20 protein-coding genes are annotated in these 24,078 nt (G+C 67.2%); 12 read left to right on the forward strand and 8 right to left on the reverse strand.

What is annotated here, in order from left to right; translation table 11 throughout:
- Positions 1 to 93: 93 nt before the first annotated feature.
- Complete coding sequence (locus tag G6N77_RS05445) at positions 94 to 609, forward strand: Lrp/AsnC family transcriptional regulator (RefSeq protein ID WP_165181010.1); 516 nt, start codon at positions 94 to 96, stop codon at positions 607 to 609.
- Here G6N77_RS05445 and G6N77_RS05450 read toward each other — a convergent pair.
- Positions 572 to 1,837, reverse strand: coding sequence for an MFS transporter (locus tag G6N77_RS05450; protein WP_306987157.1), 1,266 nt, complete (start codon positions 1,835 to 1,837; stop codon positions 572 to 574). The two genes, G6N77_RS05445 and G6N77_RS05450, sit on opposite strands and share 38 nt — an antisense overlap.
- A 139-nt stretch (positions 1,838 to 1,976) precedes the next feature.
- Here G6N77_RS05450 and G6N77_RS05455 point away from each other — a divergent pair, with 139 nt between their 5' ends.
- Together G6N77_RS05455 and corA are read left to right on the forward strand one after the other, a co-directional pair.
- On the forward strand, positions 1,977 to 2,447 hold the full coding sequence (locus G6N77_RS05455) for an Lrp/AsnC family transcriptional regulator (protein WP_205678012.1): 471 nt from the start codon (positions 1,977 to 1,979) through the stop codon (positions 2,445 to 2,447).
- A 62-nt stretch (positions 2,448 to 2,509) separates the two neighbouring features.
- A complete protein-coding gene (gene corA, locus G6N77_RS05460) occupies positions 2,510 to 3,505 on the forward strand; it encodes a magnesium/cobalt transporter CorA (protein ID WP_165181013.1) in 996 nt (331 codons plus the stop codon).
- A gap of 4 nt (positions 3,506 to 3,509) precedes the next feature.
- Here corA and G6N77_RS05465 read toward each other — a convergent pair whose 3' ends face one another.
- The gene (locus G6N77_RS05465; RefSeq protein ID WP_165181015.1) at positions 3,510 to 4,811 is read right to left on the reverse strand and encodes an ATP-binding protein; all 1,302 of its coding nucleotides are present in this window, start codon (positions 4,809 to 4,811) and stop codon (positions 3,510 to 3,512) included.
- A gap of 106 nt (positions 4,812 to 4,917) precedes the next feature.
- Positions 4,918 to 6,327, reverse strand: coding sequence for an MFS transporter (locus G6N77_RS05470; protein WP_306987161.1), 1,410 nt, complete (start codon positions 6,325 to 6,327; stop codon positions 4,918 to 4,920).
- A 191-nt stretch (positions 6,328 to 6,518) separates the two neighbouring features.
- On the opposite strand from G6N77_RS05470, the gene G6N77_RS05475 reads away from it, so the two are divergent.
- The 3 genes from G6N77_RS05475 (at position 6,519) to G6N77_RS05485 (ending at position 9,954) form a co-directional block, all read left to right on the forward strand.
- Positions 6,519 to 7,148: a malonic semialdehyde reductase gene (locus G6N77_RS05475; protein ID WP_165181017.1), complete on the forward strand. Its 630-nt coding sequence runs from the start codon at positions 6,519 to 6,521 to the stop codon at positions 7,146 to 7,148.
- A gap of 313 nt (positions 7,149 to 7,461) precedes the next feature.
- Positions 7,462 to 8,910, forward strand: a complete 1,449-nt coding sequence (locus G6N77_RS05480; protein WP_306987518.1) for a SulP family inorganic anion transporter — start codon at positions 7,462 to 7,464, stop codon at positions 8,908 to 8,910.
- A 51-nt stretch (positions 8,911 to 8,961) separates the two neighbouring features.
- Entirely contained in the window at positions 8,962 to 9,954 is a 993-nt protein-coding gene (locus G6N77_RS05485) for a malate dehydrogenase (protein ID WP_165181018.1), read from the forward strand.
- 35 nt (positions 9,955 to 9,989) lie between these two features.
- On the opposite strand, the gene G6N77_RS05490 is transcribed toward G6N77_RS05485, so the two are convergent.
- Entirely contained in the window at positions 9,990 to 10,208 is a 219-nt protein-coding gene (locus G6N77_RS05490; protein WP_165181019.1) for a hypothetical protein, read from the reverse strand.
- A gap of 72 nt (positions 10,209 to 10,280) precedes the next feature.
- Complete coding sequence (locus G6N77_RS05495) at positions 10,281 to 11,084, reverse strand: NUDIX hydrolase (protein ID WP_165181020.1); 804 nt, start codon at positions 11,082 to 11,084, stop codon at positions 10,281 to 10,283.
- Positions 11,085 to 11,195: 111 nt separating this feature from the next.
- Between G6N77_RS05495 and G6N77_RS05500 the strand changes: the two genes are divergently transcribed.
- Genes G6N77_RS05500 through G6N77_RS05520 form a run of 5 tightly spaced genes read left to right on the forward strand, consistent with a single transcriptional unit; the run spans position 11,196 to position 15,771 of the window.
- Positions 11,196 to 11,870 carry a TetR family transcriptional regulator gene (locus tag G6N77_RS05500; protein ID WP_205678014.1) on the forward strand — a complete coding sequence of 225 codons (675 nt, stop codon included), beginning with the start codon at positions 11,196 to 11,198 and terminating at the stop codon, positions 11,868 to 11,870.
- 9 nt (positions 11,871 to 11,879) lie between these two features.
- Complete coding sequence (locus tag G6N77_RS05505; protein WP_165181021.1) at positions 11,880 to 12,842, forward strand: ABC transporter ATP-binding protein; 963 nt, start codon at positions 11,880 to 11,882, stop codon at positions 12,840 to 12,842.
- Entirely contained in the window at positions 12,839 to 14,476 is a 1,638-nt protein-coding gene (locus G6N77_RS05510; protein WP_165181022.1) for an ABC transporter permease, read from the forward strand. Before G6N77_RS05505 ends, G6N77_RS05510 begins: the two co-directional genes overlap by 4 nt.
- A 46-nt stretch (positions 14,477 to 14,522) precedes the next feature.
- Entirely contained in the window at positions 14,523 to 14,987 is a 465-nt protein-coding gene (locus G6N77_RS05515) for a hemerythrin domain-containing protein (protein WP_165181023.1), read from the forward strand.
- Positions 14,988 to 15,030: 43 nt separating this feature from the next.
- A complete protein-coding gene (locus tag G6N77_RS05520; protein WP_240901702.1) occupies positions 15,031 to 15,771 on the forward strand; it encodes a dienelactone hydrolase family protein in 741 nt (246 codons plus the stop codon).
- A 34-nt stretch (positions 15,772 to 15,805) separates the two neighbouring features.
- On the opposite strand, the gene G6N77_RS05525 is transcribed toward G6N77_RS05520, so the two are convergent.
- Together G6N77_RS05525 and G6N77_RS05530 are read right to left on the reverse strand one after the other, a co-directional pair.
- On the reverse strand, positions 15,806 to 17,764 hold the full coding sequence (locus G6N77_RS05525; protein ID WP_165181024.1) for a penicillin-binding transpeptidase domain-containing protein: 1,959 nt from the start codon (positions 17,762 to 17,764) through the stop codon (positions 15,806 to 15,808).
- A 151-nt stretch (positions 17,765 to 17,915) separates the two neighbouring features.
- On the reverse strand, positions 17,916 to 20,687 hold the full coding sequence (locus G6N77_RS05530; protein ID WP_165181025.1) for a glycoside hydrolase family 84 protein: 2,772 nt from the start codon (positions 20,685 to 20,687) through the stop codon (positions 17,916 to 17,918).
- Between the two features lie 326 nt (positions 20,688 to 21,013).
- On the opposite strand from G6N77_RS05530, the gene G6N77_RS05535 reads away from it, so the two are divergent.
- Positions 21,014 to 21,997: an LssY C-terminal domain-containing protein gene (locus G6N77_RS05535; protein ID WP_205678015.1), complete on the forward strand. Its 984-nt coding sequence runs from the start codon at positions 21,014 to 21,016 to the stop codon at positions 21,995 to 21,997.
- Here the strand turns inward: G6N77_RS05535 and G6N77_RS19615 are convergent.
- A complete protein-coding gene (locus G6N77_RS19615) occupies positions 21,981 to 24,056 on the reverse strand; it encodes a S53 family peptidase (protein ID WP_205678016.1) in 2,076 nt (691 codons plus the stop codon). The two genes, G6N77_RS05535 and G6N77_RS19615, sit on opposite strands and share 17 nt — an antisense overlap.
- Positions 24,057 to 24,078: the final 22 nt, after the last annotated feature.

Below are 24,078 nucleotides of genomic sequence, written 5' to 3' on the forward strand. Positions count from 1 at the left end.
TATGGACCCGGATGTTGGATATTTGGTAGAGTTGCGAACTATTATCTAATTCATTGGCAAAGGCTGATTTTATATACCATTTTGGAGGGTGTTATGGCGTCATTGGCGAAGAACGTTCGGCGGGAAAACCAGGGTGCCGGGCTGGCGGCCGAGCCGCTGGACGCCGTCGACCGCCAGATCATTGACGCCCTGGTGGCCGACGCCCGGATCACCAACCGGGACCTGGCGGACGCCGTCGGCATCGCACCGTCCACGGCCCTGATGCGCACCCGGTCCCTGGTGGAGCGGGGCGCCATCGAGGGCTTCTCCGCCAAGCTGAACCTGGCCGTGATTGGCCGCGCCGTGCAGGCCCTCATTGCTGTCCGCCTGCGCGCCCATGACCGCGACCAGATTGACGCCTTCACCTCACGGGTGCCGCGCCTGCCGGAGGTGCTCTCCACTTTCCACACCTCCGGCTCGGTGGACTACCTGCTGCACATTGCCGTCCGGGACACCGACGCGCTGCGCGACTGGGTCCTGGACAACCTGACCACCGACCCCGTGGTGGGGCACACGGAGACCACGCTGGTGTTCAAGCACATGCCGGGGCACCAGGGCCCGCTGGACTGACCCGGCCGCGGCGCTGCGCCACGAGTGCCAGCACGGCGCAGGCTGCGGCAATGGGGATGGCGAATCCGGCCACGGAAGCTTGCAGCCCCCACAGCTTGACGGCCACCCCCAGTCCCAGGACGGGGATGGCGCTGCCCAGGTAGGTCACGATGTAGACAGCTGAAATGACCTGCGCATGGCGGTCCGGCTCCACGGCTTCTGCCACGTCGTTGAACACCACGCGGAAGGCGGCGCCCTGGCCCAGCCCGGCGCTGATGCTTGCCAACACCAGCAGCAGCGGGGAATGCACGGCCCCGGCGGCTGCGATCAGCAGCACGGACACGCCCAGCAGCAGCAGGCCCGCCGGCACCAGGTACCGGCCCCGGAGGGACAGGAGTTGGCTGAGGGCCGAGCAGGCCAGCGTCACGGCGGCCAGCAGCCCAATCAGCGGGCGGGAATCGGCGTGCATGATCTGGGCAAAGTAGCCGGGTGCCAGGGACAGGCAAAAGCCGAAGACGGCAAAGCTGACAAAGCCGGTCACGGCGGCGAGCCAAAACGTGCCGCGGGCGTTCCTGGCCAGCGACGGCACGCGGGGGCGCAGGTAGTTCCGGCCCTGTCCTGCCGGGGCGGGATTGAGCGCGGGGCGGGCGTCCAGGAGGAGCAGCGGCACCAGCAGCATCAGCAGCACCACGGAGTGGACCAGGAACGGGGCCCGTGTGTGGTGCGGCAACAGCGAGAGCAGCCCGCCCATGACCGGCCCGGCCGCCACTCCGCCGGAGGAGGAAAGCAGCGTGAACCGGGACGCCCATTCGGGCCTGCTGGGCATCAGGTCGCGCAGTGCGGCGGCGCTGGCCCCGGTGCCTATCGCCACGGCAAGGCCCTGCAGGGACCGGCCGGCCACCAGCTGGGGCAGGGAATCGGCTGTGCCGAAGACAGCGCCGCCCGCCAGGCCCACGACGACGGCGAGAACCAGGGCAGCCCGCCGCCCGATGTGATCGGACCAGTGGCCAAACAGCACCAGCCCGCCAATGAGCGCTCCCACGTAGGCGGTGAATGCGACGGTGACGCCTACCGTGTCGAATCCGATTTGGGCCTGCAGCAGCGGGTACAGCGGGGTGGCCAGGTTGGCCCCCACCAGCAGGGTGAAAATGACGGTTCCGGCAAGGGCAAGGCGCACGGCCACGGACGGGTCCCAGCCACGGCCGGCCACGGAGGGGCGGCGCATGGCCAATTCCTGCAGCACGCTCACAAAAAACTCACTCTCACCACTACGCTGAATCAAATACCTCTATAGAATGAGTCAGCACCGTCACTAAATATGAGTTTTCATCTCGATATGCTTCAAAATAGTCAAAAGTATCCGTTGCCACGATCCCGGAGTGATCCCCATGAGCATTTTGGACCCCCTTGACGTCCGCCTGGTGTTGGCCCTCATCGCCGAGCCCCGCGCCCAAATTGGCGAACTCTCCGACACCTTGGGAGTGGCCCGCAACACCATCCAGTCACACCTGCGCCAGCTGTCCCGTTCAGGGGCACTGCGGCGCGGCGGCCGCGAAGTCGACCTGGCAGCCATCGGCTACGACGTGGTGGCGTTCATTACGATCGAGGTCAACCACCGGGACCTGGACGGCGTCATTGCCGCCATGCGGGCCGTGCCCCAGGTGCTGGAAGTCTACGAAATCTCCGGCCGCGGCGATGTCTGGTGCCGCCTTGCAGCACGCGACGTCCACCACCTCCAGGCGGCGCTGCGCCAGCTGCTGCGGATCAAGGGGGTCATCCGCACGGAAACGTCGCTGGCCCTGCACGAGCACATCCCGTACCGGATCCAGCCGCTGCTCAACGGCATGAGCCACGGCTGAACCACGGCATCATGACGGCGGGGCTGCGCGCAGCGAATGCCCGCGGCGGCCATAATGGGCAGGTGACCATCATTGACAATGCCGTGTATGTCAGCGGCCGCCGCCACGCAGACCCCAAGTCCCTGGACCAGACCTACGACGTCATGGCCGCGTGCGGCGGCATGGCCTGGATCGGCATGTTCCGGCCCACTGCCGAGGAAATGGCGTCGCTGGCGGACGAATTTTCCCTCCACCAGCTGGCGGTCGAGGACACCATCAAGGCACACCAGCGGCCCAAGGTGGAACAGTACGACGACGTGCTGTTCACCGTGCTGCGCCCCGCCCGCTATCTGGATGACAGGGAAGCAGTGGAATTTGGCGAGCTGCACATTTTTACGGGCAAGAACTTCGTCATCACCATCCGGCACGCTGAAACGCCGGGGTTGGCTTCCACGCGCCACCGCCTCGAAGCCGATCCGGAACTGCTGGCCAAGGGGCCGGAGGCCGTGCTGTACGCCATTCTGGACCAGGTGGTGGACGACTACACGCCCGTGGTCAACGGCCTGGAAAACGACATTGACGAGATCGAGGACCAGCTCTTTGCCGGAGATCCCAACGTCTCGCGGCGCATCTACCAGCTGTCGCGGGAGGTCATCGCCTTCCAGCGTGCCATCCATCCGCTGCACGACATCATGGCCCAGCTGCGGGGCGGCCTGATGAAGTACGGTGCGGACAAGGAGCTGCTGCGCTACGTCCGTGACGTGGCCGACCATGTGGAAACGGTCAAGGCGAAGGTCGATTCCTTCCGCCAGCTGCTTCAAAACGCGCTCACCGTGGACGGCACGCTGACGGCCAACCGGCAAAACGAGGCCAGCGCAGCCCAAAACGAACAGGTCAAGAAGATTTCTTCGTGGGCGGCCATCCTGTTCGCACCGTCGTTCGTGGCAGGCATTTACGGCATGAATTTCCACATCATCCCGGAACTGAGCTGGGCGTGGGGCTACCCGTATGCCATTGCCCTGATGGTCCTGGTGGCCGTTGTCATGTACCTCATCTTCAAGAAAAAGACCTGGCTGTAACGGGCTAGGTCCGCGCCAGCGCGTCAATGTCCTCCAGGAAGTCCTGGGCGACGGCGTCGCTTACGGTGGCTTTTGTCTCGGCAATGGTGTCCAGGTAGTCGGCCGTGACCGGGCCGCGCACACCGGCTCCTTCCGCCGTGGAGAAAGCGCCGCCGTCGAACATGGCCGCTTCCAACGCCCGCTGGGAGGCGCTGCGGGCGGCAAACTCAATGTCTGCCGGCGAGAAGCCGCGGCTGGCTGCAACCAGCCCCGCAACATCCACCCCTTCCACGGCGGACGCGGGGATGAAGCGGTGCCACATGGCGGTGCGGGCCTCGTCGTCCGGCAGGCCGATGGGGATCACGTAGTCGAATCGGCCGTGGCGCAGGAACGCGGAATCCAGGGAGCGGATGAAATTCGTGGCACACACCAGCAGCCGGCCGGGCTGGTCGCGGAACGCCGGGATGATCTTGAGCAGCTCATTCGTGACGCCCTGCATGGGCGACGCCGGCTTCCCCGAGCGCTGGGACGCAATTTCCTCCACCTCGTCGATGAAGACCACGGCGTGTTCCAACTCGGCAATGTCCAAAAACGTCTGCCGCAGCGCACCGGCCAGCCCGCCCGGCTCCCCCGCCAGCCGCGACGGGAACACCTCCACAAATGGCCATTCCAGGCGCGAGGCAATGGCCTTGGCGAACGTTGTCTTGCCGGTGCCGGGAGGCCCAAACAGCACCACGGCGCGCGGCGGCACCACGCCGAATTCCTCCGCGAGCTCCGACTCGGCCAGCGGCAGCACCAGCCGCCGCTCCAGCAGCTCCTTTTCCGCCGTCATGCCTGCCACCCGGTCCCAAAGGTCGCGCGGAAGCACGCGCCCGCCCAGTTCCTCCAGCGCCCCGAGTTCGGCCCGCTGAACCGGGATGCGGCGTTCAAAGTAGCGAAGGTTTTTCTTCACCACGAAGCCGCGGTTGGAGAACGCCTCCACCCGCGTCTCGGTTTCCGGCATGAGCGCCGAGAGCTTGTTGAGGCCATGGGCCGCCATGCGGTTTTCGACGGCGGCCAGCAGCGAGGTGCCGATGCCCCTGCCACGGAATGCCGGCAGCGTGGACAAGAAAACGATCCAGCCCTGGTCGTGCGCGGCCCGGGCCACGGCGGCGCCCACCAGTTTTTCGCCCTGGACGGCCACGACGGCGTGGTCCTTTTCGCAGGAGGCCAGGACTTCGGAGAGGTCATAGACGGGCTCCACTCCGTTGGCCTTCAGGGACTGCCACAAGCCCAATATTCCCTCGACGTCTTGCGAATGAAAGTCACGTATCTTCCACGTTGTCATGTTCCGCCGCTCCCTTTCCCTGCCTCTGCCTTGTCCGTGCTACGCATCATGGCACGGCGGCAGCCTCCGCGTCGACGGCTGTCCGCGCCATGGGTGCGCGGGAGGGCTACCGTGTCCGCACAACCTCCCCGGCGGAGCGGTGCATGAGCAGCGCCTCCACCACGGGGTACAGCATCAGCACGCCCAGGACGGCGAATGTCCACTGGTAGGCGGCCACGGGCGGCGCGCCGGCCAGCAGTGCGCCGGCGGCACGCAGGATCAGGGCGCCGACGGCCACGCCCAGGCCCGTGGCAATCTGGGCGATAGTGGAAGACAAGGTGTTGGCGCCGGACATTCCCGCCTGTGGCACGTCCGCAAACTGCAGCGTGTTGTAGGCGCTGAAGCCGACGGAGCGCAGCACGCCGCTGGCAAACAGGACGGCGGCAATTGCGGCAAGGGGCGTGCCCGGCCCAAGCAGCGCGCACGCCCCCAGCACCAGTGCGCCGCCCAGGTTGCTCAGCAGCAGCACGGTGCGGAAGCCAAAGCGGCGGATCAACGGCGAGGTGGCTGGCTTGATCAGCACGTTCCCGGCGAACACGGCCATGGTCATCAGCCCGGCCTCGAACGCCGTCCAGCCGAACCCCAGCATGAACATCAGCGGCAACAAGAACGGCACGGCGTTGATGACCAGCCGGTACAGCGCCCCGCCGCCGTTGCCCACGCGGAACGTGGGAATGCGCAGGGCGCGCAGGTCCAGCAGCGGGTGCCGCGACCGCTTGAACCACCACAGGGCTGCCATTCCGCTGGTCAGCGCCAGCACAAGCCACAGCACGACGGCGGCCCACGGCGTGGGTGCCGCGCCGATCTGTTCCAGCCCAATCACCAGGGCGGCGAGCGCGATCCCGCACAGCACAAAGCCGGTCCAGTCCGGCGGCGGCACCTTGTGTGCCCGGATGGACGGCACCACCTTCAGCGCCACCGCAAACGCGAGGATGCCCAGGGGCACATTGACCAGGAAGATCCAGTGCCAGCTGGCGTAGGTGGTCAGGAGCCCGCCCAGGGCCGGGGCAATCACCGGCGCAATGAGGGCCGGCCACGTCAGGTAGGCGATGGCCTCGAGGAATTCCTTCCGGTCCGCATCCCGCAGCACCACCAGCCTGCCCACGGGGACCATGAGGGCCCCGCCCAGGCCCTGCAGCATCCGGGCGCCGCAGAGAAAGGCGAGGTTGGGGCTGGCCGCGCACAGCAGCGATGCCACAGTGAAGATGGCAATGGCCGCAGTGAAGACGCGCCGTGCCCCATACCGTTCCGCCAGCCAGCCGCTGATGGGGATGCCCACGGCGAGCGTGATGAGGTACGCCGTCATGGCCAGGTTGATGTCCACGGGCCGGACGTGCAGGTCTGCGGCCATGCCGGCAGCCGCCGTGGCAATGATGGTGCCGTCGAGGATTTCCATGAAATACGTCCCGGCGACCAGCAGCGCCAGGGCACGGCTGAAGGAGGGGGTGCGGGCCGCCGCAGTGGTTCTCTGTCTCACCGGCCCAAGCCTAGCGGCCGAGGGGCCCCGCCCGAGCTTGCGAGGGTGGGGAGGGCGCGACGGCGCTAGCGGCGCTAGGAGCCGAGGGACTGCAGGCACGTGACGAACGTCATACCTCGCCGGGAAACAATTGGACGCTCCTGGGCGCTCTAACCCTGTGAAACCAATTTTCACAACAGAGAGCTGCCCCCATGAGCGTCGACATCGCCACCGAAACCATCCTGCAGGACCAACTCATCCTCGACGCCGACACCGCCGACAACCTCTTCCTGGAGGCCCGCACGGCCAACAGCTGGGCGGACGATGAGATTTCGGACGAAACGCTTGAAGCCGTCTACGCGCTGACCCGCATGGCCCCGACCGCAATGAACATCCAGCCGCTGCGCATCACCTGGGTGCGCTCCGCGGAAGCCCGCGAGCGTCTGGTGGCGCACATGGCCGACGGCAACAAGGCCAAGACCCTGACGGCGCCAGTGGTGGCCGTGCTCAGCTACGACACCGACTGGCACGAGCTCATGCCGACGACGGCGCCGCACGCCGCCGGCATGGTGCCCACCTTTGCCGCGAACGACGCCCTGCGCCAGGGCATGGCAGCCAACAACGCCCACATCCAGGCCGGCTTCTTCATCATGGCGGCCCGTGCCGCCGGACTGGCCGCCGGCCCCATGGGCGGCTTCGACGCTGCGGGGATTGACGCCGAGTTCAACGCCGGCACGCCGCGCAAGGCCTTCCTGGTGGTCAACCTGGGGAAGCCGAACGGGATCGTGGACCGCGCCCGGCTGCACCGCCTGGAGTTCGACGCCGCCACCAAAACTGTGTAGGCGCTTAATATAGCGAAACTTTGGCGTTGAAAATCAGTCTTGTACCTTAGTTGGCGCCACCCTCCGCAACTGCGGGAAGGGTGGCGCCAACTGGTGTTAACGGAGCCTTTGCGGCCCGGTTGCGGCAACTGGCCAACGCCCTGGCCGGTAAAGTTGGCACGGATCGCCTATGCGCCAGCCGTGACAGACCGCAGGCACATTGTGGCGCGCACTGGCCGAAAGGAAGGCCCCATTGCCAGAAAAACAGCGCAGCCGAAATGCCCCCGGGGCAGCATCCGGCCCCGTTGCGGACGCCGACACCTGGGCTGGCCACGTGAACATCCTGCGCACGCCGCGAGTGCTCAGCCGCGAGGTCCTGGCAGGCATGGTCACCACCCTGGCACTGGTGCCGGAGGTCATCTCCTTTTCCGTGATTGCCGGGGTTGACCCGATGATTTCCCTCCTGGCCTCCGTGGTGCTGGCCGTCAGCATGTCATTTTTGGGCGGGCGTTCGGCCATGGTGACGGCCGCCGCCGGGTCCGTGGCGCTGGTCATCGCACCCCTGGTCAGGAACCATGGGGTGGGCTATGTCCTGCCGACGGTGATTGTGGCCGGACTCATCCAAATTTCCTTCGGCTGGGCGGGCCTGGCACGGCTGATGCGGTTCATTCCCCGTTCCGTCATGATCGGCTTCGTCAACGCCCTGGGCATCCTGATTTTCACCGCCCAGGTCCCCCACCTGATCGGCGTGCCGTGGATGGTGTATCCGCTGTTCGCGCTGACCCTGGCCATCATCGCATTCCTGCCCAGGCTCACCCGTGCCGTGCCTGCGCCGCTGGTGGCCATCGTGGTGGTGACGGCACTGGTTGTCACGACAGGACTGGACGTGCCCAACGTTGCCGGCGAGGGGCCCATGAACGGCGGCCTGCCCGGGTTCACGCCGTTCCTTGTGCCATTCAACCTGGACACTTTCCGCATCATCTGGCCAACAGCGGTGAGCGTGGCGTTTGTGGGCCTCATGGAAACCCTGCTGACGGCCAAGTTGGTTGACGAGCTGACGGACACCCGTTCGCACAAGGGCCGGGAATCCTGGGCCCTTGGCGTGGCCAACATCCTGGCCGGTTTTTACGGCGGCATGGCCGGTTGCGCCATGATCGGCCAGACCGTGGTCAATGTGAAGATCGGCCGGGCCCGCAGCCGCATTTCGACGCTGGTTGCGGGGTTGTTCCTGCTGCTGCTGCTCACCTCGCTCAGCACCGTGATGGGGCGGATCCCCATGGTGGCGCTGGCCGCCGTCATGATGGTGGTGGCCGTGTCCACGGTGAACTGGCACAGTGTCAGGCCGTCCACGCTGAAGCGGATGCCGCTGCCTGAAACCGTGGTGCTGGCGGTGACAATTGCCGTGGTGGTGGCCACTGGCAACCTGGCCTTGGGTGTTGCCGTGGGCGTGGTGCTGGCCATGGTTTTGTTTGCCCGGCGTGTGGCGCACGTGATCTCCGTGGACCGCACGCCTGCTGCGGACGGCGCATCCGTGCGGTATGTGGTGACCGGTCCGCTGTTCTTTGGCAGCAGCAACGACCTGGTGGAGCAGTTCAGTTACGCACTCGACCCGCCGCAGGTCGTGGTGGATTTTGCCGCTGCACAAATCTGGGACGCGTCCTCCGTTGCCGCTGTGGATTCGGTGGTGGACAAGTTCGCCCGGCACGGCTGCACCGTGGCCATCACCGGACTCGATAGCCGGAGCCGGGCTTTCCACGGCAGGCTGACGGGCACGCTTTCCTAGCACCCAGCGTGAGCCGGCCCCGTTCCGCTCCGGCCGGTCTAGACTGGCGCCATGGCTGCACATGATCCCGTCACGGTCACCGTCACAGGGGCCGCCGGACAAATTGGTTACGCATTGTTGTTCCGCATCGCCTCCGGGGCCATGCTGGGCCCGGACGTCCCTGTCAGGCTCAGGCTCCTGGAAGTCCCTCAAGCGGTCAGGGCCGCGGAGGGGACGGCGTTGGAACTGACGGACTGCGCGTTTCCGCTGCTGGCTGGCCTGGACGTCATGGACGATCCAGCCAAGGCGTTCGACGGCGCCAACATCGCCCTGCTGGTCGGTGCGCGGCCGCGCGGCCCAGGCATGGAGCGGGCGGAGCTGCTGAGCGCAAACGCGGGCATCTTTTCCGTCCAGGGCCGCGCCATCAATGACGGCGCCGCCCCCGATTTCCGGGCCGTGGTGGTGGGCAATCCGGCCAACACAAATGCCTTGATCGCCTCCGCCCATGCCCCCGACGTGCCTGCACGGAGGTTTACGGCCATGACCCGCCTGGACCACAACCGCGCCGTGGCGCAGCTGGCGGCCAAGGCCGGGGCAGCGGTCTCAGAGGTCAGGAACGTGGCCATCTGGGGCAACCACTCGGCATCCCAGTACCCGGACATCAGCCACGCCACGGTCTCGGGGCGGGCCGCTTCCTCGCTGGTGGACCAGGAGTGGATCGAGGGGCAATTCATCCCGCGCGTGTCCCAGCGCGGGGCCGAGGTCATTGCCGTGCGCGGCGGTTCCTCGGCCGCGTCGGCCGCCAACGCCGCCATTGAGCACATGAAGTTGTGGATTCAGGGCACCCCGGCCGGCGACTGGACCAGCATGGCCGTCCCGTCCGACGGTTCCTACGGCGTTCCCGAGGGCCTGTTCGCCTCGGTTCCGGTCACCGCGGCCGGCGGCGATTATGCCGTGGTCCGGGACTTGGACATCAGCGACTTTTCGCGCAGCAGGATTGATGCCTCCGTGGCTGAGCTGGCGGCCGAACGCGACGCCGTGCGTGGGCTAGGCCTGCTCACCTGAGCTGGCGGGCGGCCTTGCTGCCGCGAAACTGCTGCCTACTTTTTCCGGCCCCGGACAAAGTAGGCGATGGGCCCGGCAAAATTAATGAACGACGCCGCCACCCAGGCTTTCTTGGGGCCGTTGACTTCCAGCGGCGTGCGCCGTGAGAGGTCATGCAGGGCCGCCAGTTGCAGCAGCAGCTGCAGCACGCCGGCCACAATGATGGCGCGCCGCTTCCCCGGGGCCAGGTCCTGCCACTTTTGCCTGCCGTCCATGGTGCCCTCCGTAGTGGCGTCCTGCCGTTGTTGTTTCCTGCCGATGTGCCCAGTCTAAGGCGCGGACTGTGGCTACAACCCCGTCCGTTCAAACACCCACGGCAGCTTCGTCATGGTCAGCCGGTGGCGCGCACCGTCCGGACCCGCCCCCGCAGCATCCGGGTAGTCCTCGTCCCCGGCCCACACCACACCGGACGGGGCCCCAGGCGCGGCGACGCCGCCGTCGCCCGTTGCTGACGGCACGCCGGGAGACATGGCGGGCGGCAGCAGGTGGCTGTTGTAGGAAAATGGGGTGGCGGCCGTGGCGGCCTCGAGTGCCTGGCCTACCGTGGCCCAGCCAGCCAACTGGTGCAGCGTCACCCAGGTGGGAGGCACCAGCTGCATCTCGCCGCGCGCATGCCTGGCAAGTGCCGCCGCCGGCGCAAGCCAGGCATGGTCGACATGCTCCCCCGGGTTCAGGCGGACCTGCGCGGACGGAGCCTCCGCGAGAAAGAACCAGGTGCGGTAACGGCGCGGCAGCCGCTGCATGGGAGTCCACTGGGACAGCGGCACCAAGCTGTCGCTGCGCAACAGCTGCCCCGTTTCCTCCAGGACCTCACGCAGCCCGGCCGTGCGCGCCGCCGCGTCCGCAGCCTGGATTGCGGACAGCCGGCCGCCGGGCAGCCGGCCGCCGGTCAGTGGCGTTCCGCCGGGCCCCTGACGATCCGCCGGATCCACCTTCCCGCCGGGAAACACCCATGCCCCTGCGAAGGAGCGGCTGGTGCCGGGCCGCTCCAGCATCAGCACCTCAAGGCCTGCGGCTCCGTCGCGCAGCAGCACCACAGTGCAGGCATCCTCCAGCGGCGCCAGCGGCGGCAGCGGTTCGCGTGTGTCCATGGGGCCAGCCTACCCGCGCCGGGACTCACCGACGGGCCCCTCACGGCCAGGCAAAAGCCAGTCCGGAAATGGTTGTTGCCAACGACTATACACGCGAGTAGTCTGCTATTCATGAGTACAGCACAGGAGGACCTGACCGGCCGGGCAAGGCTGCGAGACGCCGCCATTGAGGGCTTTGCCGCGCACGGCTTTGACGAATCGCTGCGCGCCATTGCGGCCCGGGCGGGCGTCAGCGCGGGGCTGGTCCGCCACCACTTCGGTTCAAAGGAGGAACTGCGCGCCGAGTGCGACGCCACTGTCCTGGAACGTTACCGCATCATGAAGGAGGACAGCATTAATGTGCCCGCCACGCGCGTGTTTGCCCAGCTGCCGTCCTCCCATGAGGGCGGGCTGCTGATGGTCTACATATTGCGCAGCGTCCAGGACGGCAGCGCGGCAGGGCGCACGTTCATCGAAAACATGGTGGCCGAGGCTGCGGCCTTCACGGCGGACGCCGTGGCGCGGGGCCTGGTGGTCCCCAGCCGCGATGAGGCCGCCCGGGCGCGCTACATGGTGCAGCAGTCGATCGGCAGCATGCTGGTGAACTTGGCCATGCGCCCCGACGTGCGCCTGGACGATTTCCCCGCTGTCATGGAGCAGTACATGGCCGAGACCATGCTCCCAACCCTGGAGCTGTACACAGAGGGCGTTTTCACCGACAGCAGCTACCTGGACCAGTACCTGTCCTTCCGGGCCGCCAACACCAACCCGCCCGCGGGCCGCGCGGGAGAACCTTTAGCAAGGTAAGGAAACACCATGTCCCCAAACATTCCGGCCGTTGAGGTCACGGGACTGCGCAAGCGGTTCGGGACGACCACGGCATTGGCAGGCCTGGACCTGCAGGTTGAGCAGGGCACCGTTGCGGGCTTCCTGGGCCCCAACGGTTCAGGAAAGTCCACCACCATCCGCATCCTGCTCGGCCTGTTGCGGGCCGACGGGGGAAGCGCCACTCTCCTGGGCGGCGTTCCCTGGCGCGACGCCGTCGAGCTTCACCGGCGCATCGCGTACGTTCCGGGGGACGTCAGCCTGTGGCCCAACCTCACCGGCGGCCAGGCCATCGACATCCTCGCCCGGTTGCGCGGCGGCGTGGACACGGCCCAGCGCGACGAACTGCTGGCCCGGTTTGAGCTGGACCCGAGCAAGAAGGCTCGCAGCTATTCCAAGGGCAACCGGCAGAAGGTGGCGCTGGTGGCGGGCCTGGCCTCAAGCGCCGAGCTGCTGATCCTGGATGAGCCGACGTCGGGCCTGGACCCGCTCATGGAACAGGTGTTCACCGACTGCATCAGGGAGGTCAAGGGGCAGGGCCGCAGCGTGCTGCTCTCCAGCCACATTTTCGCCGAAGTGGAAAAGCTCTGCGACACGGTGACGATCATCCGGGACGGCCGGACGGTTGAGGCGGGCCGGCTGGACGAACTCCGCCACCTGCACCGCACCACCGTTTCGGTAACCCTTGACCGCGAAGCGACCGTACTGGCCGGCGTGCCCGGCATCAACGACCTTGCCGCGGACGGCAACAGGGCCACTTTCACCGTGGGCGAGGAAGCCCTGGGCGGCGTCCTGGCCGCCATCGCAGCCTACGCGCCGCGCACCCTGGTCTCCAGCCCGCCATCCCTTGAGGAACTGTTCCTGCGCCACTACGGCGCCGCCGGGGCCCCTGCCGCAGCGGGCAAGGGCTCCGGGACTGGCACGACGGCGGCGCAGACGGCGGGTGCGCGATGAGCATCGCAGCCCCCCGCCTGCACGTTGCGGCGGCGCCGGCGGCCATGTCAACGCTGGCCGGCTTCGGCCTGTCCGTGAGGTTCATCCTGCGCCGCAACTGGCTGCGCCTGGTGATTTGGGCGGCTGTCCTGGCCATGATGATCCCCATCGTCTACACGTCCCAGCAGGCCACCTTTCCCACCCAGGCGGCCCGCGACGCCTACGCCAATGTGGCCAACACCCCCGCCATTGCGGCCATGACGGGCCTGCCCTATGCGGCCGGCAGCCTGGGCGGCATTCTGGTCATCAAGATTTGGATGACGCTCGCCGTCGCCCTGGGGTTTGCCTCCATCTTCCTGGTGACCCGCAACGGCCGCGCCGATGAGGAGGCAGGGCGCACCGAGCTGCTGCGCGGCTCCGCCCTGGGACGGCATGCCTTCAGCCTGGCCAACTACACCGTTGCCGGCAGCCTCAGCGTTGTGACAGGCCTGCTGATTTCACTGTTGGCCCTTTCGGACAAGCTGCCTGCGGCGGGGTCGTGGGTGCTGGGCGGCTCGGTCGCCGGCGTCGGGCTGGCGTTTGTGGGGGTCTCCGCGCTCTGCGGGCAGCTGGCTTCCACCAGCCGCGGCGCCAACTCCCTGGGCGTGGCGGTGCTTGCCGTGTTCTATCTCATCCGGGCCGTTGCCGACGTGGATGCCCATGACACCAACGTCACGGCACTGAGCTGGTTCTCGCCGATCGGCTGGGGGCAGAACATGCGTTCCTACGCCCAGGACACGTGGTGGCCTTTCCTGGCACTGCTGGCCCTCGCCGCCGCCGCGTGCATCCTGGCCCTGCGCATTGAAACCCGCCGCGACTTGGGCATGGGATTGCTGCCGGCACGCCCGGGGCCGGCCCGTGCCACCGCGTTCCTGGCCTCCCCCCTGGGCCTGTCCCTGAGGCTGCAGCGGGCCACGCTCATTTCCTGGCTGTTCGGCGCCATTGTGGCCGGCCTGTTCTTTGGCAGCGTGGCGAAGGCCATGACCAGCGTCCTGGACCCGTCAAACACCGTTGCCAAGGCCTTCCTGGGCGGATCCCACGACATGCTCAACGGCATCCTGGGCACCTTCGTGCTGTTCACAGGCATGCTGGCTGGCGCGTTTGCCCTGCAGAGCCTCTCCGGCGCCCGCGCCGAGGAATCCGGCGGGCGGCTCGAATCCCAGCTCGCCGGATCGCTGGCGCGGACCCGGTGGCTCGGCGCCCACATCGCCGTGGCCGCGGCAGGCTCCGCACTGATGCTGCTGCTGGGCGGCTGGCTCACGGGCGTCTCCTCCAACGGGGCGGCAAGCGGTTCCGCCATGGCATGGGCCGCGTTTGCCTACTGGCCCGCCGTGCTGCTGATGATGGGCGCCATGCTGTTCCTGCACGGGTTCCTGCCGCGGCAAAGCGTCAGCCTGAGCTGGGCAATTTACGGCGTTTCGGTGGTGGTGGCAATGTTCGGGCCCCTGTTTTCACTGTCCGAAAGCGCCATCAAGGCCACCCCGTTTGGGGCTGTTCCGAGGATGCCGGCCGTTGACTTTTCGCTGCCGCCCGTCCTGGTGCTGACGGCCATTGCCGTGGGCCTTGGGGCCCTGGGCGTTTGGCGATTCCGCACCCGCGACATCATCCCGGAGTAGCCTGAGAGAAGGAGTGAATCCAAGAAGAATCCGAAAGGGAGCAGTCGTGGAAGACGCAACGCTGGGCAAGGCACTGGAGATTGAACACCGGGACATTGACGGCGGCATCGAGGCGTATCTGGCCAGCCTGGGCGGCACGGCAGACCCTGCGCCGCTCCGGGCCGCGCTGGCCGGGCTGCGGCGGCACATCTACCTTGAAGAGCAGTTCCTGTTCCCGCCGCTGAAGGCCGCCGGGCTCATGGGTCCCATTTTCGTCATGCTGCGCGAGCACGGGGAACTCTGGCGTTCCATGGACGCCGTGGAAGCACTGCTGGCTGCGGCGGCAGACACAGCGGCAGTGCGGGATGCCTGCACGGGGCTGCTGGCATTGCTCGACGCCCACAATTCCAAGGAAGAGCCCATCATCTACACCCAGGCGGACCAGCTCCTGGACGGAGCCGCCAGCACCGAGCTGCTGGACTTTCTCGAGGGCGGCACCACCCCGGACGGCTGGGTGGCCAGCGCCGCGTAGCCCCCCTCTGGCGCCACCGCGCGAATCGTGTGAAAGTGTCACCATGGGAACCATGATTAGCTTCACCGCAGCCGGTGAAACCATCCAGGCCTATCAGGCCGAAGCTGTCGGGCCTCTGCGCGGCGCCGTGGTGGTCATCCACGAAATCTGGGGACTGACCGGGCACATCAAAAATGTGGCCGACAGGTTCGCCGCCGAGGGGTACCTGGCCCTGGCCCCTGACTTGATGGGGCTCGCCGGGCTGGATGCAACGTTGCTGGCCGAGCTGGGCGCGGACAGGAGCGATCCGGCCAAGCGGACGGCCGTCCAGCCCAAGATCAGGGCGGCCACCGGGCCCCTGCGCGACCCCGGAAAGGCCGCGCGAATCCAGGCGGGCGTCGCTGCCGCTTTCCACCACCTCGACGACGGCGTTGGGCAGGCCGTGAGAACCGCCGTCGTCGGTTACTGCTTTGGCGGAACATATGCGTTTGCGCTGGCGGTGTCCGAACCCGGGCTCGCGGCAGCAGTGCCGTTTTACGGCCAGGCGAACTACACCGTGGCGGAGCTGGCCGGGGTGAAGAGCCCCATTTTGGCGTTTTACGGCGAGGAGGACACTGCGCTGACGGACACGCTGCCGGAATTGATTTCACGCATGCGTGAGGCCGGGGTGGATTTCCGGTACACGGTCTTTTCCGGTGCCGGGCACGCGTTTTTCAATGACAGCAACCCTGTTGCCTACCGGCCGGAAGCTGCCCGGATTGCCTGGACGGAGACGCTGGAGTTCCTCGCCGAGCAATTGGGGTGAGCCACAGCCGGGACCCAGCTGGTGCAGACGCAATTCAGTTGCCGGCTGCTGCCTGCAACATTTTCCGCGCGATCGGACCGGCCGTGACCGCCCCGAGGTCCCCGTCCTCCACAAACACCGCCACGGCCACGTCGCCCTGGGCCGCAATGACCCAGGAATGCGTGTGCGGCGGCGTCGCGGTGCCAAACTCCGCGGTGCCCGTCTTGCCTATGGCGGGGGCGCCCGGCAAGTCAGCGAGGACGCCCAGGTAGCCGTCGGTCACCACGGAACGCATCATGGTGCGCAGGCCGTCTGCTTCCTTGGCGGTCAACGCGGAGCCTCCCACCTGGCCCGCCTTGCCGTCGTGGCCCTCAATCAGCTCGGGAACCACCACCGAACCCTTGACCACCGTGGCCATCATGGTGGCGAGGTCCAGCGGGGACACCAGCACCTTGCCCTGCCCGATCATGGAGGCGGCGTGCTCGGTGCCGGCTGAATCGCGCGGCACGGAACCGGTGAACGCGTCTATGCCAAGATTGTTGGTCATGCCAATGCCCAGGGCACCGGCGGCGTCCGCCAGCTTGGCCTGGGACAATTTTTCAAATTGCGACACAAACGCCGTGTTGCAGGAGTGGGCAATGGCAACTGTCATGGACACCTGGCCCGTGGCCTCCGCCGCATAACCGGGCGCGTTGAGGAATTTCTTGCCGTCCGCCGTGAATTCCGGCGTGCAGCTGAGCGTGGAGGCCGGCGTCATGCCTTCGCGGAACAGCCCCAGCGAGGTGGCGATTTTGAACGTGGAACCGGGCGCATACTGGCCAAGGAAGGCCGTGTTGTAGCCGTTGCTGTCGGGTCCGTTGGCGGCAGCCAGGATGGCGCCCGTGGAGGGCTTGATGACCACCACGGAGCTTGGCGTCTTGACGTCGGTGAGCGCACTTTCAGCATCAGTTTGCAGCTTTTGGACCAGCGTGGTCTTGACGTCCTTGCCGTCCACGGGGGCTGCGCTGAAGAGGATTTTCGCAGCTTGGCTGTTCGCGGCGGCGGGTGCCGGTGTACTCCCGTCCGTGGCCGTGGCAGTTGCCCCGGCGGAGGGCAGGGCGGCCGGCACGGCCTCCACGGTGACGCCCGGCGTTCCTTCCAACTGGGCACCCTGGGACGCCTGCAGGCCGCTGCCGCCCACTATTTCCCCGGCCACCACCTGGCCCTTGGAGTTGGCAATGTCCTCGGCCGTGGCCTGGTGCACGGAGCCCAGGATGGCCTGCGCAAAGGTGCGGGTGGGTGCCAGCGGCAGCGTCCCCGGCACGGCCAGGAACCCCTGGACCGCCTTCAGCTGCCCTGGCGGCAGTGCGGCGAAAGCGTCATCGCGCAGCGTGATTGCGTCCACAAAGGCCACGGGGCCGTAGGCCTTGACCTTGGCCACGTAGGCGGCCGGGTCAATGCCAACCACGGCGGCCAGGGCTTTCGCACCCGCCTCGGCCTGCGCCTCGTCCAGGCCGTCCTTGTTGATCCCGACGGTTTGGACAGGCCGTTCCTTGACGATGGCCTGTCCGGCCGAGTCCAGGATGGAGGCCCGCTGCGGGTACGTGGTGGAGATCTTTAGGCCCTCGCCGGGCAGCAGCCTTGGCTCCACCATGGCCGGCGTCCAGGTGATGGTCCATCCCGTGCCGTTGCGCTTCATGTCCGCCCCGGTTGCATACGTCCACGGCTTGGCCTGCTTGGGGAGGGACCAGGAGTAGTTCAGCGACACCCGGGCCGTGTCCTTCTCCCCCAGGGCCACTTGGGCAACGCTGACCTTGGGCCACACCGGGTCGATCCCCTTTGCCAGGGCGGCCAGCTCCTTTTGGACCTCGGCGGCCGGCTTGTCAAACGCCACGGCACCGACGGTGTGGCTGGTCAGGGCGGCTGCAAGCGCTGTGGCCGCTGCCGTCCCGTCGTCCTTGGGCGGGGAGCATGCAACCACGGCCGACAGGACCAGGCCAAACGAAAGCGCAAGGGCGCAAGCGCGACGAATCATGGATTTCCTCAAGGTAGATGTTTGACCAGCCTAGCCACTGTGCCTTGACAAGGCTGTCATCGACGCGGGGCGGGCACCAAACCGGCGGGTGCCGCCGTCGTGCCTTGGTTTTCAGGGCTCGACGGCGGCACCGGCCGCGCGCTGGAGGGCGTTACCGGGCTGCGCCCACGATGATCTCATTGACCACCGGTGCCGCGCCCGCGTCCAGGACAAGCCGGATGCCGGTGACGGGATTGCCGCCCACGGACACGTTCGTGTAGCCGGACTTGAGCCGGCCGGCCGCCGTCCAGGCGCCCCCGCGCTGGACCTCGACGGTCCCGGCAGCGGTGCCGACCACAGTTATTGCCGGCACCGTGCGCGGGTCAAACAACTGGGTGATGTTGTCCCCGGCCACGGCCGGGCGGGCACCGGTCCAAGCCGTGTCCACCCTGCCGTCCACGGCGGCGGAAAGCACACTGCCGTCCGCCGAGGGGATGGTGGACGTCACCCCCATGGGGACGGTGTTGACGGTGAATTCGCGGACCTTGATCCACTTCCCGCCGGGGTTGGGGGCCGTGGCAATGATCCGCACGTAGCGGGCCGTCACGGGTGTGGCGAAGGTGGCGGAAATGACGGGGGCGTTGTCGAAGGTGCCCGCGTCGGTCCAGGTGGCGCCGTCCACGGAGTACTGCAGCAACGCGTGGTACATCATGTCGGCGCTGACGGTGTCGGAGTCGGACTGCTGGATTTTGACGCCTGTGATGCTGGCGGGGCCGCCCAGGTCGGCCCCGATGGTGGAGCCGACGGCCGGGGCGCTGTTCGTCCAGAAGATGGTGCCGGTGTCGCCGTCGAACATCTTGTCGGCGGTGTTGTTGCCGTAGGGCGCGAAGCTGGTCACGGCCGTTGGTGCCGATCCTGCCGTCGGCACTGCCCCGAGCCAGGCGTCCGCAACGGACTTGGCCTTGGTGATGAACTGTCCGAAGACGCCGTCACCAACTTGGGGGACCACCAGCCCCTGGTCCAGGGTGGGCTGCGTGGCCGCACCCGCCGCGGCGACGGCGGCGTTCAGCCTGGTCCGGGCCTGGACCACGGCGGGGCCGTCGCCCTTCGTGACTGCCCGGAGCATGTCAAGGGCATAGCCGGTGGCTCCGCCCCAGTTGGCGGCCGTGTCGATCCAGTGCTTCGTGTCGGAGTAGAAGCCGGCCGAAGCCATGCCGGCCAGGTCCTGGGGCATTTGCCGGATCAGTGCCGCGCGGTCGGCGAGGGCGGAATGCACAGGGAACGTCCCGGCGTCGTACTGGGCCCAGAAGGCGGCGACGTCGGCCGAAAGCGCCGGCGCGCTCGGCGTCAGGGAGTCGTTCTGCCAGTTCTGGTTGAGGTCAGCGAAGGCAGTGAGGGATTCCAGCGCACCCTTCCCGGTGCCGGCAAGCAGTTTGAGGGCGGCGTCCATGGACTGCCGCGGCTGGTAGGCGGGGCCGTTCCAGGTGAAGTCTGCGAAGTTGAACAGGGTGGGGAGGGAAGCGTAGGACTCGATCATCGGGTTGGCGGTGATGCCCGCAGTGGAGGTGTAGAGGTCGGCATCGCGGCCGATCAGCGGGGCCAAAAACAGCTTGTTTTGGGCGAAGTCGTTGACCGGGTAGTTGTCCCAGATGAACAGGCCGCGGGGATCGGACGCCGTGCCGTAGGTGACTTGGGCGGCCTTGGTGCTGGCCGTGGTGATCCTGTGCGAGACCACCTGTTCGCCGGTCCACTGGAGCAGGATGTCCTTGTCCATGGCCAGGCCCAGTTCGCCCTTGTAGGGATCCGCGGCGGAGCCGGCATAGTTGGTGGGGACCATCTGCAGGGCGCCGGCGTCGGGGTGTGTCTTGATGAACTGGGCATTGACAGCGTTAAGGTAGTAGGCCTGGGCATCGGCGAGTCCCTTGAAGTTCGTCTTGGGGAACATGGCCTTGTCAGCGGCGCACTGCAGGTACGGGGCAATGTCGTCCAGGGCGATGTAGAAGTCGCGGACGCCCAGCGAGTAGAGGGAGTCAAACTTGGCAACTGTCGAGTCCAGGTCCGCCTTGTTCGAGTAGCAGATGTCGTTGCCCGGTGAGAGCGCATACGTGAATTTCACGTGGTTTGCGGCGGCAGTGTCGATGAGTTCCTTCAGCTGCTGCTGTTCGGTCCCGGTGTACAGCTCACGCCACTGGGCACGGAGGAGGGGATCGTCTTTGGGCGAGTAGATGTAGGTGTTCATCTTCTGCTGGCCGTAAAAGGCGAACTGGTCCAGCCGGGCCTGGTGAGACCACGGGGTGCCGTAAAAGCCTTCCACCGTCCCGCGCACGCTCATGAGCGGCCAGTCCAGGACCCGGACCGGCGCGATCGCCTTTTTGTTGATGACCTGGCGGAGCGTTTGAACGGCGTAGAAGGTGCCGTTGTTGTCCGCACCGGCCAGCACCGCCGTGTCCAGGCCGTCGATGGAGCCGGTGGCCAGGACATAGCCTTCGGCGTGCGCCAGCGTCGGAGCGGCGTCGATGCCAAGCTTGCCCAGTGCGTCCTTCACGGTGGGGTTGTCCTGGGGCGTACCGAGGTAGATGACGCTGCCGTTCTTGATGTCCTGCGCGCCGGTCACGACATTGACGTTGTTGCCCTCGCCGCTTAGCAGCGTGGTTGCGGCCGTCACGGCCGCCTTGTCGGTGGTGCGCCCGACCACCAGAGTGACCCTGCCGTTCAGGGGTACTTCCCGGCCCTGTGCCGCCACGGATTGCGGCACCGGGTAGATGGCCGGCACCGCGGATGAGCCCGCGCTGCCCGCAGCCGTGGTGCCCGCAGCCTGGCCGTCCTCGGCCTGCCCGCCGGCCAGGGCCCCCGGAGCGGCGGTGAGGATGAGGGCGCCGGCCACCAGGGCCGCAGCCCCGGCCCCGGCAATGCGTTTGATGATTGGTGAATTCTCGAGTGTCATTGGATGTCCTTGGCTTTTGATTTCGCGCCAGTCGCGTGACCCGCGCCACTCAACCCAACCATGAGACATCGGATGAATCCAGCTCTATTCTCCGTTACTTGACAGATGTGACAACGCACGGCGCTGCCTGCCATGACTCATTTTCAGGCCCGGACATACCACCGGTGGCAGGTTGCCTTTAAAACGCGTGGCGCGCGGCTGACATCTTTTCACCTTCGTCGCTGCACCGCGCCGGAGACCCGTGCAGAAGTGTGTCACGGCCGGCAGCCGATATTACGCGCGGCTGGAGGGAGGACGAACAGCCGCCACGCGGCCATACTGGAGTGATGGATGCCAATTCCACCAGTGAACCCGACCGCAGAACTGGTGCCCGGGCCGGCGACAACACCGCACCGGTTGGCAGGGGCGCGCCGGGCGTCGGAGGTCCGGGGGCAGGCGCGCCGGGGGCCGGAGTGTCAGCCCCGGTTGTCCGCCGCCGTCGCCTGGAGAGCACGGCCCGTCTCTGGTTTCAAAGGGCCGTGTTCCTGCTCATCATTGTGGGAGCCGGCTGGCTGATCTACTTTCTCGTTGCCACGGAGGTTCGCGACCGGTTGCGCCAGCCGTGGCTTTTCATTGTCGTGTGGGTGTTGGCCGCCTATGTACTCCTGCCGCGCCTGAACCGCGTCCTGTCCGGACTGTATGTCCCCGACTATTTCATTGGCCGCACGCGCACCGTTGACGGCCTGCTCGGCGACCCGGTCAACCTGGCAGTGGTTGGCAGCACCGGGGAGCTTCGCCGGGCCATGCTGGCCGCCGGCTGGACCGAGCCGGATCCCGTCACGCTGCGCAGCAGCTGGCGGATCGCCAGGGATTCCGTGATGCGCCGCAGCTACCCCGCGGCGCCCGTGAGCCCGCTCTTTGTCTTCAGCCGCAAGCAAACCCTCGCCTTCGAGCTGGAAGTCGACGGCAGCCCGGCGCAGCGGCACCATGTCAGGTTCTGGTCCTGCCCCGAGGGCTGGAAGCTGCCCGGCGGCTTCGACGTCGACCTGGTGGGTGCAGCCACCTTTGACCGCCGGGTGGGCCTGTCCCTGTTTACCTTTCAAATCACTCACAAGATTGCCGAAAACACCGACCAGGAACGTGACCTGGTGGTGGCGGCCCTGGCCCGCGGCGGGGCTTCCGTCCACACCATCCGGCACTTCTCCACCGGCTACCACAGCCGCAACGGCGGCGGCGACGCCATTGAGACGGACGGGGACCTGCCCGTTGTCGTCGTCAGCCCCGCTCGCCAGGCTGGTGCGGCCGGCGCGGACGTCAATCTGCCAGGGTGAGTTTCTGCCAATTGCCTGACAAGGCAATGCGCGGACCCCAGTACCCCGTGTACACCGGGTAGTAATAGCGCGTACCGGTCGAGATGTTACGGGCGACCAAGCCCCTGCTGCCGGATCTTGCGAATCCGAAAACCGGGCTCAGTGCGTCATACCCCTGCCACCCTGAGCCAATCACCCGGCGGGTCTCATAGACGATCTGCCCGGTGCCGTTGCCGCGATAGAGGAGCATCGCGCCGCTCGTTTGACGGACCAGGAGGTCGGGGCGGCCGTCGGCATCAAAGTCGAGCTGCGTAATCTTTAGGCCTGTCCAGCCATTTCCGATCTTCACGGCGGTCTGCACCGTTGTCCCGCGGGTGTTGGCCCAGTAATACAATCCCCCTGCACTGTTGGTGCCCACAAGCCACGGATAGGGTGCTTTCGTGGACCACTTGCCCACGGTGAGTGTTACGCCCTGCCACCCCTGGGAAGCGATGACTGGGCCGTACGCCAGTCCCCCGCCGGCTCCCAGGTAAACGTTCACCCTGCCGCTGTTCCATTGGACAAGCAGGTCGAGGACACCGTCGCTGTTCCAGTCCGTGACGTGCATGTCGCGGATGTTGGTGAAGCCATGGCCGATCTGTTTGGCAGGGCCGGACTTTCCGGCTCCGGCGGCCGGCACATCAAAGAGCAGGCCGGACGAATTAGCGTAGACGGTGTCTGCGGGCGAGGTAATGGCGTGGACTGTCGGAGTCGGCACGGGTGTTGGCGTTGGCACGGGTGTTGGCGTGGGCGACGGCGTTGGAGTGGGCGACGGCGTTGGAGTGGGCGACGGCGTTGGAGTGGGCGTGGGTTGGGCCGCGCCGCCGGCAAACGCCGCCACCCCTGCCGGAGTCCCCAGCCCGGTGGGCCCGTCGTATCCGACGGTGCTGGAGCACAGGTAGGCGGCGGAGCAGCTGCCGTTGCTTCCTGTCACAACGTCATTGAGCTGCGCGGCATGGAGGTACGGGAATTGCGCCGGATTGCTGCCCGACGCCGGCACCCCCGCCATGGCGTACACGGCGGCAATCAAGGGTGCGGATGCACTGGTTCCCCCGACGACAGTCCAACCCGTGGCGGCGCTGTAAACGGCCAGCCCCGTTCCCGGGTCCGCCACGGCCGAAACGTCGGTGACGGTGCGGGTGGTGCAGCCGGCGTCAGACTGCCACGCCGGCTTGGTGGAAGCAAAGGAACAGCCACTGCCGGAGCCGGACCAGGCGCTTTCCGCCCACCCCCGGGCACTCGCATCCCGGCTCAGGCTCGTCCCGCCCACGGCCGTTACGTACGCGGACGCTGCTGGATATTCGGCGCCGTAGCCAGTGTCGCCGGCGCTCGCGGTCACGGCGACGCCGGGGTGGTTGTAATAACCATCAAAAGAGGAATCGAGGCTGCTGGACGGGGTTCCGTAGCTGTTGGAAACAGCCACTGCGCCCTTGGCGGCTGCCATGTTCACGGCGGCGCCCAGGTCGGCAATCGAGGTTGTGTCGGCCTCCACCAGCAGGATGTTGCACAGCGGACACGCAGCAGAAACCATGTCCAGGTCCAGGCTGATTTCAGTGGACCAGCCCGCGTCGGCGCGCGGATAGGCCGCGCCGCCGCGCTGGTCAACCTTCGCAAAGCATCCGTTGGATGCCGTGCACCCAGGGAGTCCGAACTTGGCCCGGTAGGCCGCAAGGTCCGATTCCGCCGTTGGGTCATCGTAGGCGTCCACCACCGCCACCGTCACTCCGGCTCCAGCCGTTGCGGCCGGGAGTTTGTAGGCGGCCTGCAGGTCCGACGGCGCATAGCCGTACGGCACGGTGGAAGCTGATGCGAGGGGGCCACTGACATCCAGGTCCTTGACGGCGTCGCAGCTGGCATGGCCCAGTGTGGCGGGCGCACATACCGCCTGGTGCCGGTGGCCGGCCAGGGAGCGCGTGACGTTGCGGTGGCTGTCCGGGTGGACTGCCACCGACGGCGCGGAGGGGCCCGGCGGGGCGGGCGTTTGGGCACCGGCTGCAGTCCAGGCATACCCGGACAACACGATGGCAACAAGGGCGGCCATTGCCCTGGTCCGGGGTTTCCAG

The organism is Arthrobacter silviterrae (genome assembly GCF_011045165.1).
GTDB classification, from domain to species: Bacteria; Actinomycetota; Actinomycetes; order Actinomycetales; family Micrococcaceae; genus Specibacter; species Specibacter silviterrae.